Raw genomic sequence first — 13847 nt, forward strand, 5'->3', positions numbered from 1 at the left:
GGGCGGGAGTTCCTGCGGCAAGAGGTCCGGGGCGGATGTTTTCCGTGGCGATTATACCCGGGTAATATTGACGCGTGGGTTTTACCCGGGTAAAACGGGAAACTATCGTGCGGAGCGTGCGCTTCGTGCGCTCCGTCCTTTCCGCCGCCTCCCGTCTTCTCCGCCGCCGGCCGCGCCGATGCGGATCATGGACGGGCGCTACGTCAAAAGCGGTCACAGGGCCGCCATCCGGGAGCCCGCCATGTCCATGTCCTCCGACCTGCCCGTGGTCGCCTTCGTCGGCGCCGAGCGGATCGCCCGCGCCCCCCTCCACAAGGCCCTGCCGGTCGTCCATGCCGCCGCCGCGGCGGGGGAGGGGCCGCTGGTGTTCAACCTGGCGACCGGTCGGGTGGTCGACCTCGATCTGCGTGGAGATCTGGGGGAGGCGCGGGCGCGGCTGGGACCGGCGTTGGTCCCGAAGGCGGAGGCGCGTGGACCGGGGCGTCCGAAGCTGGGCGTCACCGCGCGCGAGGTGACCCTGCTGCCGCGCCACTGGGACTGGCTGTCGGCCCAGCCGGGCGGGGCGTCGGTGGCCTTGCGCAAACTGGTCGAGGGCGCGCTGCGCGAGGCCGAGGGACCGGACCGGGCGCGCCGGGCGAAGGAGGCGACCTACCGGTTCATGACCGCGATCGCGGGGGATCTGCCCGGCTATGAGGAGGCGACGCGGATGCTGTTTGCGGGCGACTGGACGGCGTTCGACGCGGCGGTGGAGGCGTGGCCGGAAGGGGTGCGGGAGACGACGCGGGAGATGGCGGCGGGGGCATGGCGGAACGGGGCAGGGTGAGCGTGTCCTTCTCCCTCAAAGGGAGAAGGACGCTGAGGGCTCGACGATGCGATGCAGGGCCTTGGGCTTCTTCCGCGGGTGAACGTGGATGCGAGGATGTCGAGATGATCACGCCGAGGGCGGCATAGTCGTTATCGACGGGCTGCGGCCCTCACGGCGTCGAGCCACTGATCGTCTTCAGAGACAGGCTCAAAAACAGGCAAGTTGTGGAACGTCCAATTCTGTAGGCGATCATGGTCGCGAACGATAACGGGCTCCCTAAGAATGTTCCCAATCCCGTCCCGGAAAACAAGATAGAGCGTGTTCGGTTGGACCCTGATCACGTTAGAACATGAGCCTTCATCTATCCCCTGAAGCAATGTGCTCTTAGGGCTGTAGTTGAAGGCCAAGGGGTCCCGGAAACGGTTCTGCTCTAGCCCGCTGTAAGGTGTGCGGCTTTCGTCGTAGTGGGCGGACCAGGTGAACCGATCGCCATGCTCGCCCTTAAGGTGCTCGACGACAGAGAAAGTCACCCACCGCATGGTATCGACCATCAGCGGGTTGAATTGAATGCGGTCAGCGCGAGCACGGAGAGCATCAAATTCCGGGGCAGCAAGCTCCGCTTCCCAAAGACTTCTCCAATGTTCATCAAGGCTGAGTGGGGCGGTCGATTCAACGGACACGACCTCGACGAACGCAGCTTCGGCAACCATCCTGTTTGCAAGCTCGGATGTTTTCACCTGGAGCCCGTCGAGAGGTGGCTCGCCATAGTCACAAGCTGACGCGAAGTTTGGCATCGCAACACTCAGGGCGAAGAGCCAGAGAGCATTCGCGATCCGCATCAACCCACCTTCACCCGCGTCGCCGCCTCCGGCAGGTCCTCCCCGAACGCCCGCTGGTAGAACTCCGCGATCGTCGGCCGTTCGAGCTCGTCGCATTTGTTCAGGAAGGTCAGGCGGAAGGCCAGCCCCACGTCGCCCGCGAAGATGATGGCGTTCTGGGCCCAGGTGATCACCGTACGCGGGCTCATGACCGTCGAGATGTCGCCGTTCATGAAGGCGTTCCTCGTCATGTCGGCGACGCGGACCATGGCGGCGATGCGGCGGCGGCCGTCGGCGTCCTGCCATTCCGGGACCTTGGCCGCCACGATGTCCGCCTCGACGTCGTGGTCGAGGTAGTTGAGCGTGGTGACGATGTTCCAGCGGTCCATCTGACCCTGATTGATCTGCTGGGTGCCGTGGTACAGGCCCGAGGTGTCGCCCAGGCCGATGGTGTTGGTGGTCGCGAACAGGCGGAAGAATTTGTTCGGGCGGATGACGCGGTTCTGGTCCAGCAGGGTCAGACGGCCCTGCGCCTCCAGCACGCGCTGGATCACGAACATCACATCGGGGCGGCCGGCGTCATATTCGTCGAAGCACAGGGCGATCGGCCGCTGGAGGGCCCAGGGCAGCATGCCCTCGCGGAATTCGGTGATCTGCTTGCCGTCCTTGAGGACGATGGCGTCCTTGCCGACCAGATCGATGCGGCTGACGTGGCTGTCGAGGTTCACCCGCACCATCGGCCAGTTGAGGCGGGCGGCGATCTGTTCGATATGGGTCGACTTGCCGGTGCCGTGATAGCCCTGGACCATGACGCGGCGGTCGAAGCTGAAGCCGGCGCAGATGGCCAGCGTCGTCTGCGGGTCGAAGCGATAGGCCTCGTCGATCTCGGGCACATGGCTGTCGCGCTCGGTGAAGACCGGCACGGTCATGTCCGAGTCGACGCCGAAGATCTCGCGCACGGTGGCGCGGCGGTGTGGTTCAAGCGTCAGCAGGGGATCGGGGGAGGCGTCGAGCGGGGAGGTCATGACGGGAGCGATTACCGCACCGTCACCGGGTGGTCGAGGCCCATGCCGACACGGATGATGCGGTTCATCACAAAGGGCAGGCGGCTGAGCGCCGGTATCGCCATTCGGCGGATCAGGTCCGCCCCTCCCGACGTGTCCCGAACCGCCGCGGTCAGGACCCTCACGCGGCGCACGACGGCGGCATCGACGGGCTGCCGGATGCGGCCGTAGTCGTCCAGCCGACCGGCCTGTCCGGACAGGAAATCGGCGGCGCAGGCGGCTAAGACGAAGGCGTCCTCAATGCCCAGATTCATGCCCCGCGCCCCGATCGGTGAATGGATGTGGGCCGCGTCCCCGCCCAGACAGACGCGTCCGACACTCATCGTCTCGACCATCCGGTGCGAGATGTGAAAGTCCGACGACCAGTGCACCGTGCCCGCCGTCCAGCCCGCGGGAAGGGACTCGAGCAGGGGCGGGCCAAATCCGATCAGGCGGAAGGTCTTTCCAGAGAAGGGCAGGCAGACGAATGGCCCGGTCGGGCGCAGGTCGATCCAGCCTTCGTCGGCGTCGGGGCCCGTCAGGTCGACATCGAGGATTTGCCAGGGCTCGTCCCAGCCGTCGCCGGGAAAGCCCAGTCCCAGGGCCTTGCGGGCGACGGAATGGGCGCCGTCGGCGGCGAACAGGACCGGGACCGTGATGGTCGAGCCATCGGACAGGCCGGCGGTCACCGCATCGGCAGTCTGCGACAGACCGATCAGGCCGAGGCTGCGCTCGGGCGCCACGCCAAAGGCCGCAAGGGCGTCGGTCAGCAGCGCCTCAGTCCGGGCCTGCGGCAGGATGACCATGCGGTGATCGACGTCGAGGGCGGCCCAGTCGATGGTCAGGGTCGCCAGCGGCCGGCCGAGCCGGTGCAGCCGCAGGGCGCGCATCCCCTGTGCTTCCGCCTCAATTGCGGCGGTCACGCCGGTCTCTTCCAGAAGTTTCAGCGTCCGCGGATTGACGCCGAGCGCCTTCGACGTTCGCGTCGGCTGCGGAGCGGCGTCGATGATGCGGACGGGCACGCCGCGCCGCGTCAGGAACAGCGCCGCGGCCAGGCCCGTGGGACCCGCGCCGACGATCAGGACCTGGGGCGCGCTCGCCATGGCCTGAACCTAGGCCTGCGCCGGGGTAGCCTCAACCGGGAAGTCAGGCTACGGCGCGGGCCAGACGGCGCCGGGCACGGTCCCGCCGGAGGGCTTCGATCCAGACGCTGACGCCGGACGCCACGCCGTCCATGTCGAAGGCCTGCATGTCGCCGTCCCGTTCGCGGGCGAACCAGTTGGACAGGCGGAGCTTGCGGTTGTTGCGTCGCTGGATATTGCCGAACATGCGTCCAGCGCCTCCAATCGCTGCTGTACCGTAACCGGTTCGCGGAACATTGGTTGCGCTCGTGCGGAAAACCGGGCCCGCGAGTGGGCTCAGGCCAGCCCCGCCTTCTTCAGCGTCTTGTAGGCCTTGATGACGTTCTGCAGCTTGGCTTCGGCGCCGCGATCCCCCTTGTTCAGATCGGGGTGGAAGCGCTTCAGCATCTCATGATAGCGCGCCTTGATGTCCGCCTTGCTGGTCCGCGCGTTCAGATCGAGGTCGGCCAGGGCGGCCCGTTCCAGCTTGCCCAGCCGCAGACCGTCCTCGCCGTCCGGCCCCACCTGTTCCTTCATGCGGCGGCCGAACAGGCCGAAGCTGTCCTGCCAGCTGCCGGCGCCCTTGGTGTTCGCGGTGCCCATTTTCGAAGCGAAGGCGGCGGCCTCGCGGCTGAATTTTCCAGCTTTCATTTCCCAGGTCGGGCGACCGCCGGTCATGGCCTCGTTTTCCTTGGCCGCGCGGACCTCGCCGTCGCTCATGCCGGCGTAGAAATTCCAGCCCTTGTTGTACTCGCCCGCGTGGCCCTGGCAGAAATCGTAGAAGTCGTTCAGCCGCTCGCGCGACTTGGGCGCGCGGGCCGTCGCCGGCTTGCTGCAGTCGGGCCACTGGCAGCGCTTCTCGTCGGGCTTGAGGTGCAGGACGTCGGCCTCCGCCGCCTCCTCCTCGGGGCGCGGCGGCTTGATCCGCATATCCTTGAAGCGGGGTTTGTATTCAAACTCGGATGACATCGGCCCAAGTGTAAGGTCGAATTGGTCACCAACAAGGACACAGCCATGCCGGAAGGCCCGATTGCGACGATTATCAGGGAAAAACTCATGGCGGGTCTCTCGCCCGAGCGGCTGGTGATCGAGGACGACAGCGCGCGGCACGCCGGTCACCACCACGAGGGCGGGATGGACGGACGTCCCGGGGGCGAGAGCCATTTCAACCTGACCGTGGTTTCGGCGGCCTTCGAGGGTCAGGGACGGGTGCAGCGTCAGCGGGCGGTCAACGCCCTGCTGCGGGAAGAACTGGCGGGACCGGTCCACGCCCTGTCGATCCGGGCGCTGACGCCGGGCGAGGGGGCGGTGCCTCCGGGACAGGGTTCCTAGAACGGCGTTCATGACGAAACGGTCACGTTCACCTCGTCTTAGAAAGTTCACCCTAGCGTCCCGGTCGGGATAACGAGGGGTGGGCGCGCAATGGTGGAATCCGATGGCATCGCCAAGTCCGCCAGCGGCGAGCCCGGCGCGGGCGAAGCCGCTCAGGCGCTTCGGGCGATCCTGCAGACCCAGTATTTGCGCTATGTGATCATCGGCACCTGGGCGGTGGGCCTGCAGGCGACCGTGGGCGCTGCCAATGCGGCGCTCTGGTTCGTCGGCACGATCGCCGCCGGGGCCATTCGGGGCGCGGTCGAGAAGCGGATCAGCGACCGGGTCGGCGCGGGCTGGGGTCTGGTGTTCCCCGCCGTCGCGACCGCGACCACCGCGGCCTGGGCCTCGGCCCCCCTGATCGCCTGGTATTCCGGCCACCCGTTCGGACCCGCCCTGGCCGCGACCCTGCTGGTCTGCGGCTATGTTCTGGTGTTTTCGCAGCTGCGCGCCTCGCCGCGGCAGGCGCTCGTCATCTCATCGCCCTATGGCGTGGTCGCTTCGATCATCCTGATCAGCATGTGGGGCGGGCCGTTGTTCTGGCCCTTCCTTTCCATCATCCCGCTGGCCGCTTCCGGTCTGGTCGTCCTGGTCATGATGACCATGCTGCGGGAAGAGCGCATCCGCGCCTTCCAGGAGCATCAGGCCCATCTGATCGAAGAACTGGAAGCCGCGCGCGACAAGGCCAACGCCGCCAGCGACGCCAAGTCCAACTTCCTCGGCGTCATTTCGCACGAGCTGCGCACGCCGATGAACGGCGTCCTCGGCGCCGCCCAGCTGCTGGGCGCCACCCGGCTGGAGCCGACCCAGCGGGAGTATCTGTCGATCATCCGGAATTCGGGCGACAACCTGCTGAGCCTGCTGAACGACATCCTCGACATGACCAAGATCGAGGCCGGCAAGATGACGTTCGAGATCGTCGACGTATCGCTCGAGGACCTTCACAAGCGGGTGACCGGCCCGTTCCAGGCCCAGGCCGAGGCCAAGGGCCTGACCTTTTCGGCCCGGTTCGAGGGCGACATTCCGGCCGTTGTGCGCGGCGACCCGCTGCGCGTCTGTCAGGTCATCCACAACCTGCTCTCAAATGCGGTCAAATTCACCGACAAGGGCGAGGTCGCCTATGTCGTGCGCGGCGAGCGCCTGGAAAACGGCCGCGTCCGCTTCGATTTCCAGGTCACCGATTCGGGCGCCGGCATCGCGCCGGAGGATCTGGCCCGCCTGTTCCAGCCCTTCACCCAGGTCGACGCTTCCTCGACGCGCCGTTTCGGCGGCACGGGTCTGGGCCTGACCATCTCGCGCCGCATGGCCAACATCATGGACGGCGACATCAGCGTGGTGTCGATCCTTGGCGAGGGCTCGACCTTCACCTTCTCGGTCGAGGCCGATGTGGTCGAATGGGCCCGTCAGGCGGCCGCCGAGCCGATCCACGCCCAGGTCGAGGACGGCCGGGCATTGAGCGTGCTGGTGGTCGAGGATCATCCGGTCAACCGCATGATCCTCGAGGCCTGGATGGGCTCCGCCGGCCACGCCTCGGCCACGGCCGAGAACGGCCAGATCGCCATTGAAGCGGCGAGCGAGCAGCGCTTCGACCTGATCATCATGGACGTCAACATGCCGGTCATGGACGGCCTGACCGCGACTCGCGCCATTCGCGCCGGCGCGGGACCCAACCAGGACACGCCGATCGTCGTCCTGTCGGCCTCGGCCCGCCGCGAGGACCACGCCGCGGGGCTGGATGCGGGGGCCGACGCCTATCTGAACAAGCCGATCGACTTCGCCGCCCTGGCCAAGGTCATGAACCGGGTCGGCGGTGGTCGCGCGGCCGTGCGGTCGCTGGTCGAAAGCGGCGAGACGGCCGCGGCCGCCTGATCCGGCGGCGACTGGTTCAAAACGGGTCCCTTTCTGAACGGGAGGTGACCAGCGCCGTTCAGACCCGGCTCAACCACCGGGTCCCAGAGTGCAGCCAAGTCGAAATCTTTCGGCCGCACCTGGAGACCTCTGATGAAGAAGATCCTCACCGCTGCCATCGCCGCGACGCTCGCCCTGGGCTCGATGGGCGTGGCCTCCGCCGCCGAAGCTCAATCGCGCGGCAACTACGAACAGCGCCAGGATCGCCGCGACGACCGTCGTGACGACCGCCGTGACGAGCGCCGCGACGACCGGAGCGACCGTCGCGAGGATCGGCGCGATGACCGCCGCGACAATCGCGCCGACCGCCGTGAATGGCGTCAGGACAATCGCGACGATCGCCGCGAGTTCCGTCAGGACCAACGCGCCTATGGCCGCTGGCAGCAGTCGCAGCGCCGCTACAACGCGGGCCGCTACTATGCGCCGCGCGGCTACCAGCAGCGTGACTGGTCGTACGGTCAGCGGATGCCGTCCTACTACCGCTCGAACCAGTATGTCGTGAACGACTACAGCCGTTACGGCCTGCGCGCCCCGCCCCGCGGCTACCACTATGTCCGCAGCGGCAATGACGTGGTCCTCGCCGCCATCGCCGGCGGCCTGATCACCGCCGTGATCGCCGGCCTGTTCAACTAGGGCACGCGTTCCGACACGAAGACCGCCCCGGAGGGAGACCTCCGGGGCGTTTTCGCGCCCGGGGACTGTCGTCCCGTCGGTGTTCGGCCCCGAGGTCCGGTCGTCGCCGGGGAGCGTTGCGGTTCTCCGGGGGTTCCAAATCGGGGCGGAGGCGTTAGACCCGGGCCATGGTCTCACTGCTGTCCCCCCTCAACCAGGCTCTCGCCGCCGGCGAGAAGGCCGCGGCCGTCGATGCGGCGATGATCGCCAAACTGACCGACATGGCCGGCGATTTCGCCGTCAACCTGGTCATCGCCGTGGTGATCCTGGTCGCCACGGTCTTCGCCGCGCGCTGGATCTCGGGCGCCACGCGGCGGACGCTGTCGCGGGTGCGCGGCTTCCGTCACGACCAGACGGTGCTCAGCTTCGCCGTGCAGGTGGTGCGGGTCGTCGTCTACATCGTCGGCCTGATCGCCGTACTGCAGCGACTGGGGGTGCAGACCACCTCGATCATCGCGGTTCTCGGCGCCGCCTCGCTGGCGGTCGGCCTGGCGCTGCAGGGGACACTGTCCAATGTCGCGGCCGGCGTGCTGCTGCTGGTGCTGCGGCCCTACAAGGTCGGCGATGTGATCGAGATCGGCGGGGTGTCCGGCTCGGTCCAGCGGCTGGACCTGTTCACGACCCAGATGTCGAACGCCAACAACCACAAGATCGTGGTGCCGAACGCCAAGGTTCTGGGCGACGTCATCATCAACCTGACCGGCCAGAAGACCCGCCGGATCGAGATTCCGTTCACCGTCGGCTACAGCGCCAACCTCAAGCAGGCCCGGGCCGTCCTGGCGGGGGTCGCCGAGGCCCACGCCAAGGTGCTGCCGGATCCCGAACCCTGGGCCGGGGTCACCAACCTTCTGGACAGCTCGGTCGAGGTGACCTTGCAGGCGTGGGTTCAGGTTGACGACTGGTGGCAGACCAAGGCCGACCTCGTTCAGGGCGGCAAGGAGGCGCTGGACGCCGCCGGGGTCGAAATCCCCTTCCCGCATCAGGTCGCCGTAGCCTATGAACCGCCCGCGCCGGGGCCGGACCCGGTCGAGAAGCCAAAGCCCGAACCCAAGCCCGAGCCCCCCGCGCCGGCCCCGCGCCGTCGCCGGCTGGGCCGAAAGACCTGATTGCATGCGCTACGACTTCGGCTCGGACAACACCGCCGGCATGGCTCCCGCCGCGCTCGCCGCCCTCATCGCGGCCAATGACGGCTACGCCCGGGCCTACGGAGCCGACGATGTCACCGCCCGCGCCGCCGATCTGATCCGTCAGCGGCTGGACGCCGACGCCGAGATCCGGTTCGTCTTTTCCGGCACGGCCGCCAACGCCATCGCCCTGTCGATGCTGGCCTGGCCGCATGAGGCGGTGCTGGCCCACCACGCCGCCCACGTCTGCACCGACGAGACCGGGGCTCCGGGCTTCTTCGGCTCCGGGGTCGGACTGCTGGGCCTGCCGGGTCTGTCGGGCAAGATCGAGCCGATCGCGCTGCAGGCCCTGCTCGACGAGCCCGAGGTCGGCCATCGCCAGCCCCCGGCCGCCCTCAGCCTGACCCAGTCCACCGAATACGGCACGGTCTATACCGAGGAGGAGCTGCGTCACCTGATCGAGCTGGTGAAGCTCAGGGGTCACGGCGTGCATATGGACGGCGCGCGGCTGGCCAACGCCGCGGCGGCCGGGTTCGATCTGACGCAGATCGCCCGGCTGGGCGTGGATGTGCTGGTGTTCGGCGGGGCCAAGGCCGGCGCCAACTGCACCGAGGCCCTCGTCATGTTCGACCGGTCGCTGGCGCGCCGGATCGACAACCGACTGAAACAGGCGGGGCAGACGGCGTCCAAGACCCGCTTCCTCGCCGCCCCCATCCTCGGCCTGCTGGAAAGCGGCGACTGGGAGGCCGGCGCCGCCCACGCCAATCTGATGGCGCAGCGGCTGGCGGCGGGGATCGCCACGCGCTCGGCCTTCGTTCTGGCCCATCCGGTCGAGGCCAATGCGGTGTTCGTGCGCATGCCGCCCGAGGCGCACCGGCGGCTGAACGACGCCGGCTGGGCCTGCTACCGCTTCGACGACGGCTCGGTGCGGTTCGTCTGTTCGTGGGCGACCACGGAAGAGGCCGTCGACGAAGTTTTGCAGGTCATCGCAACGCTTTGAGCGTGTCGTTCATTGAACGGTCGCCATGTCCCACCTAAATAGAACAAAGCGTGACCATACTCGCCGTGCGGGCGACCGGTCCTGGGCCGGAGGATTGTCATGAACGCACCGTCGCGGATCGCCGATCGCAGGGGGGATGACCTTGCGGCTTACCAGGCCGTGCGCGCCGCCATGCCGGCGCTGGCGCAGGGTCTCAGTCCCGAGGATCTGGCGGCCCAGTCGATGCCGGACTGCAGCCCGGGCAAATGGCATCTGGCCCATACCAGCTGGTTCTTCGAGGCCATGATCCTCGGCGCGGAGCCCGGCTATCGACCGGTCGATCCCCGGTTCCAGACCCTGTTCAACAGCTATTACGAGGCCTTGGGCCACCGCGTCGAGCGCAGCGAGCGGGGCCTGATGACCCGGCCGTCGCTGGACGAGGTCATGGCCTATCGGCGCGAAGTCGACCGGCGCATGTCGGCCTGGCTCGAACGGCCGCCGACCGATCCGCGGCTGCAATATCTGTTCACCCTCGGCCTGCATCACGATCAGCAGCATCAGGAGCTGTTCCTGATGGACCTGCTGAATCTGATGGCTCGGTCGCCGCTGGATCCGGCCGCCTATGAGCGGGAGCCGCGGAGCGGCCCTGCCGAGGCCCGGTGCGGTGGATGCACCCGGTTCGACGGGGGACTGGTGGAGATCGGTCATGGCGGCGCGGGCTTCGCCTTCGACAACGAGGGGCCGGCTCATCGCGTCTGGCTCGGGCCCTACGCCCTGGCCAACGACCTGGTGGTCAACGCCGACTGGATCGCCTTCATCAACGACGGGGGCTACGCCCGGCCCGAACTGTGGCTGTCGGACGGCTGGGCCGCGGTCCGGTCGGAAGGCTGGGACGCGCCCCTGTACTGGCGGCGGGACGGCGACGGCTGGGCGACCATGTCTCTGACGGGTCTGACGCCCGTCGACCCGGCGGCTCCGGTGCGGCACATCAGTTTCTACGAGGCCGACGCCTACGCCCGCTGGGCCGGCAAACGGCTGCCGACCGAGGCGGAGTGGGAGCATGCTGTGCGCTGCCGGCCCGAATCCTTCTCCAACGCTTTCGGCGAGGTCTGGCAATGGACCGCCGGCGCCTACGCCCCCTATCCGGGCTTTCAGCCGACCGAGGGTACGGCGTCGGAATACAACGGAAAATTCATGGCCAACCAGATGGTGCTCCGGGGCTCCAGCTTCGCCACCCCCGAGGGCCATGCCCGGATCAGCTACCGCAATTTCTTCTATCCGCATCAGAGGTGGGCCTTCATGGGATTGCGCCTGGCCGAAGACGCCCCGGGGCCCCTGGTGCGCGCGACCGACGAGGGCGAGACCGCCCGCTTCCGTCGCGATCTGCTCGCCGGGCTGTCGCGCTCGCCCAAGGTGGCCTCGCCCAAATGGTTCTACGACGCGGAGGGCTCGCGTCTGTTCGAGGCCATCACCCGGCTGCCGGAATACTATCCCACGCGGCAGGAGGCCGACCTGCTGCGCCGCGTGGCCCCGCAATGGGCGTCGCGCTTCGGACCGGACGCCGCCCTGGTCGAGTTCGGCTCGGGCGCCAGCGAGAAGACCCGCATCGTCCTCGACGCCGCGCCGGACCTGGGCGCTTATGTGCCGATCGACATCAGCGCCGACGCCCTGGACGCGGCCGCCCGCCGGATCGACGAGGCCTATCCGGGGCTGAAGGTCACGCCGCTGGTCGGCGACTTCCTGCATCTGGGCGCCCTGCCGGCCGGAACAGGGCAGGGGCGGCGGGTCGGCTTCTTCCCCGGTTCGACCATCGGCAATCTGGAGCGGGACGAGGCGATCGCCTTCCTCAAGGCGGCCCGCGGCCTTTTGGGCGCGGACGCCCTGTTCATCCTCGGCATCGACCTGGTCAAGCCGGCAGAGACGCTGATCGCCGCCTATGACGACGCGGCGGGCGTGACCGCGGCGTTCAACCGCAACCTGCTGGTGCGGGCCAACCGGGAACTGGGGGCCGGGTTCGATGTCGATTCCTTTGCCCATCGCGCGGTGTGGAACGGCCCGGCATCGCGGATGGAGATGCATCTCGAGGCAACCCGCGACATGGTCGTTCAGCTGGACGGCCGCCGCCTCGCCTTTGCCCGCGGCGAGTCCATCCACACGGAGAGCTCGCGCAAATACACCGAGGCCTCGGTTCGGGAACTGGCCGGCGCCGCCGGCTGGACGGTGACGGCGTTCGAGACCGGCCCGGCGCCCTCCGTGGCCCTCGCCCTGCTGGAGGCCTGAATCAAAAAGGGCGGCGACCGGGACCGGTCGCCGCCCTTCCTGATCGATGCGCCGCGCCTATTCGGCGGCAGGCGGGGTTCCGCGCGTGGTCGTGCGGGCGCCGTGGGAGGCCTCGCCGCCCTTGCGTCCGGCCTGGGCCGCCAGGCTGCGGTCCTGGGAGAAGCTGCGCTTCTCGCTGGGCACGCTGGCTCCGCCCTTGCGGGCGATCTCGCGCTGACGTTCCGGATCCATCGAGGCGAAGCCCCGTTTGGACACGCCGGACGCTCTGCCGGGCTGACCTTGAGCCATTGGAGGTTCCTTTCGTGACGACGGTTGGCGGTTGCAGACTGAACCCCTCCACCCCCGTCCGGTTCCGGTTGCCCGGTCACACAATTGCGAACGAATCACAGGGACTTGAGCCTGTGGCTGCCCCGTTCAGCCGTAGGGCCGCGAGTCGCCGTCGCCCCCGCCGCCCGGGTCCTGCTGCGGCACTTCGTCCGGCGCGCCGCCGGGATCGAGGTCGGGGCCGGGCGTCTCGGGCGGCATGATTTCGGGTTGGCCGCCGGGGCTGTCGGGTTCGATATAGGTCATGGGTGTCTCCTGTCTCGAAGGTCAAACGCCCCGCCGCCGCGCTCTGTTCAATCACGATTGAGGCGGCGGACGATTTCCCCGGAACCGGCCCGGGGGGCAGTGGTTTCAGGGACCTGATTCACCGCTGCCCGGAGCCTTCCCGATGACCGAGACCCATGCCGGTCCGACCCTCGCCGACGATATCGAAGACGACGCCGACACCGCATCGGCGCGGCTGGACCGACAGGCTGACGCCATTCTGGCGCAGGCCGAGGCCCGAGCCTTCGCGCCCCGTCCGCTGCGGCAGGCGGTGCGGGAGGATGCGCTCTCGGCCCGCGACTGGGGCCGCGAGCGGGCCTCGCGGCTGCGCGGCGCGGTGACGACCGAGCCGGTCAAGGCGACGCTCTACGCCCTCGGCCTGGGCGTTGTCATCGGCCTGCTGATCTCACGCTAGGCGTTCAGGACGGGCCGCTCGCCGGCCGCGCGATCGGCGCGCGGCGCAGGGCCTCGTCCGATACGAACGGATTGCCGCGCCGCTCGGCCCCGAAGGTCGAGGTCGGACCATGCCCGGGCACGAAGGCGACGTCGTCGCCCAGCGGCCAGAGTTTGGTGACAATGGCGTTCAGCAGGCTGGCGTGGTCGCTGCGCGGAAAGTCGGTGCGGCCGATGGAGCCCTGGAACAGGACATCCCCGACCTGGGCGAAGCGGGCCTCCCGGTTGAAGAAGATCACATGGCCGGGGGTGTGGCCGGGGCAGTGGTAGACCTCCCAGGTCGTTTCGCCGAGCGTCAGCGTATCGCCGTCGGCCAGCCAGCGGGTCGGGGTGAAGCTGCGGGCCTCGGGCAGGCCGTACATCTGGCCCTGGGCGGGAATGCCGTCGATCCAGAACTGGTCGTCCGGGTGCGGGCCGATGATGTCGAGCCCGGTCTTCTCCTGCATCTCGGCAGCCCCGCCGGCGTGGTCGAGGTGGCCGTGGGTGATCCAGATGGCGTCCAGGGTCAGGCCCTGCTTCGCCACCGCGCCCAGCAGGGCGTCGACCGACGCGCCCGGATCGATGATCGCGGCCTTCATCGTCTTGCGGCACCAGACCAGGGTGCAGTTCTGCTGCAGGGGCGTGACCGGAAAGACGGCGACGCCGATGGGGGGCGGGGACGAGGACATGGTGTGTGGATAGCGCG

The 13847-nt window shown here is 68.4% G+C and carries 16 protein-coding genes; 8 read left to right on the forward strand and 8 right to left on the reverse strand.

Annotation, left to right across the window (positions count from 1 at the left end):
• Positions 1 to 241: 241 nt before the first annotated feature.
• Positions 242 to 823 (forward strand): DUF2239 family protein, encoded by a 582-nt coding sequence (locus B2742_RS13145; RefSeq protein ID WP_292067083.1) that lies wholly within the window; start codon positions 242 to 244, stop codon positions 821 to 823.
• A 131-nt stretch (positions 824 to 954) separates the two neighbouring features.
• Here the strand turns inward: B2742_RS13145 and B2742_RS13150 are convergent, their stop codons facing one another.
• From B2742_RS13150 to B2742_RS13170, 5 genes are all read right to left on the reverse strand, one after another.
• A complete protein-coding gene (locus B2742_RS13150) occupies positions 955 to 1644 on the reverse strand; it encodes a hypothetical protein (protein WP_292067085.1) in 690 nt (229 codons plus the stop codon).
• Positions 1644 to 2648 carry a cobaltochelatase subunit CobS gene (cobS, locus tag B2742_RS13155; protein ID WP_292067087.1) on the reverse strand — a complete coding sequence of 335 codons (1005 nt, stop codon included), beginning with the start codon at positions 2646 to 2648 and terminating at the stop codon, positions 1644 to 1646. The genes B2742_RS13150 and cobS overlap by 1 nt, the downstream gene beginning before the upstream one ends.
• Positions 2649 to 2659: 11 nt before the next feature.
• On the reverse strand, positions 2660 to 3769 hold the full coding sequence (locus B2742_RS13160; RefSeq protein WP_292067090.1) for an FAD-dependent oxidoreductase: 1110 nt from the start codon (positions 3767 to 3769) through the stop codon (positions 2660 to 2662).
• A 43-nt stretch (positions 3770 to 3812) separates the two neighbouring features.
• On the reverse strand, positions 3813 to 3995 hold the full coding sequence (locus B2742_RS13165; protein WP_292067092.1) for a hypothetical protein: 183 nt from the start codon (positions 3993 to 3995) through the stop codon (positions 3813 to 3815).
• Positions 3996 to 4084: 89 nt separating this feature from the next.
• Positions 4085 to 4756, reverse strand: a complete 672-nt coding sequence (locus B2742_RS13170) for a J domain-containing protein (protein ID WP_292067094.1) — start codon at positions 4754 to 4756, stop codon at positions 4085 to 4087.
• A gap of 45 nt (positions 4757 to 4801) precedes the next feature.
• Between B2742_RS13170 and B2742_RS13175 the strand changes: the two genes are divergently transcribed.
• The 6 genes from B2742_RS13175 to egtB all read left to right on the forward strand — a co-directional run bounded on the left by B2742_RS13175 (position 4802) and on the right by egtB (position 12121).
• Complete coding sequence (locus B2742_RS13175) at positions 4802 to 5119, forward strand: BolA family protein (protein WP_292067096.1); 318 nt, start codon at positions 4802 to 4804, stop codon at positions 5117 to 5119.
• Positions 5120 to 5209: 90 nt separating this feature from the next.
• The gene (locus B2742_RS13180; RefSeq protein WP_292067098.1) at positions 5210 to 7027 is read left to right on the forward strand and encodes a response regulator; all 1818 of its coding nucleotides are present in this window, start codon (positions 5210 to 5212) and stop codon (positions 7025 to 7027) included.
• Between the two features lie 132 nt (positions 7028 to 7159).
• On the forward strand, positions 7160 to 7699 hold the full coding sequence (locus B2742_RS13185) for an RcnB family protein (RefSeq protein WP_292067100.1): 540 nt from the start codon (positions 7160 to 7162) through the stop codon (positions 7697 to 7699).
• A gap of 167 nt (positions 7700 to 7866) precedes the next feature.
• Positions 7867 to 8844, forward strand: a complete 978-nt coding sequence (locus B2742_RS13190) for a mechanosensitive ion channel family protein (RefSeq protein ID WP_292067102.1) — start codon at positions 7867 to 7869, stop codon at positions 8842 to 8844.
• A gap of 4 nt (positions 8845 to 8848) precedes the next feature.
• Positions 8849 to 9862 (forward strand): threonine aldolase family protein, encoded by a 1014-nt coding sequence (locus tag B2742_RS13195; protein ID WP_292067104.1) that lies wholly within the window; start codon positions 8849 to 8851, stop codon positions 9860 to 9862.
• Positions 9863 to 9961: 99 nt separating this feature from the next.
• Positions 9962 to 12121, forward strand: coding sequence for an ergothioneine biosynthesis protein EgtB (egtB, locus tag B2742_RS13200; protein ID WP_292067106.1), 2160 nt, complete (start codon positions 9962 to 9964; stop codon positions 12119 to 12121).
• Positions 12122 to 12178: 57 nt separating this feature from the next.
• On the opposite strand, the gene B2742_RS13205 is transcribed toward egtB, so the two are convergent.
• On the reverse strand, positions 12179 to 12376 hold the full coding sequence (locus tag B2742_RS13205) for a general stress protein (protein ID WP_349681131.1): 198 nt from the start codon (positions 12374 to 12376) through the stop codon (positions 12179 to 12181).
• Positions 12377 to 12535: 159 nt separating this feature from the next.
• Positions 12536 to 12691 (reverse strand): hypothetical protein, encoded by a 156-nt coding sequence (locus B2742_RS13210; protein ID WP_292067110.1) that lies wholly within the window; start codon positions 12689 to 12691, stop codon positions 12536 to 12538.
• A 142-nt stretch (positions 12692 to 12833) separates the two neighbouring features.
• Here B2742_RS13210 and B2742_RS13215 point away from each other — a divergent pair, with 142 nt between their 5' ends.
• Positions 12834 to 13124, forward strand: coding sequence for a hypothetical protein (locus B2742_RS13215; protein ID WP_292067112.1), 291 nt, complete (start codon positions 12834 to 12836; stop codon positions 13122 to 13124).
• A 4-nt stretch (positions 13125 to 13128) separates the two neighbouring features.
• Here the strand turns inward: B2742_RS13215 and B2742_RS13220 are convergent, their stop codons facing one another.
• On the reverse strand, positions 13129 to 13830 hold the full coding sequence (locus B2742_RS13220; protein ID WP_292067114.1) for an MBL fold metallo-hydrolase: 702 nt from the start codon (positions 13828 to 13830) through the stop codon (positions 13129 to 13131).
• Between the last annotated feature and the right edge of the window lie 17 nt (positions 13831 to 13847).

The organism is Brevundimonas sp. UBA7664, from assembly GCF_002483305.1.
Classification (GTDB): Bacteria; Pseudomonadota; Alphaproteobacteria; order Caulobacterales; family Caulobacteraceae; genus Brevundimonas.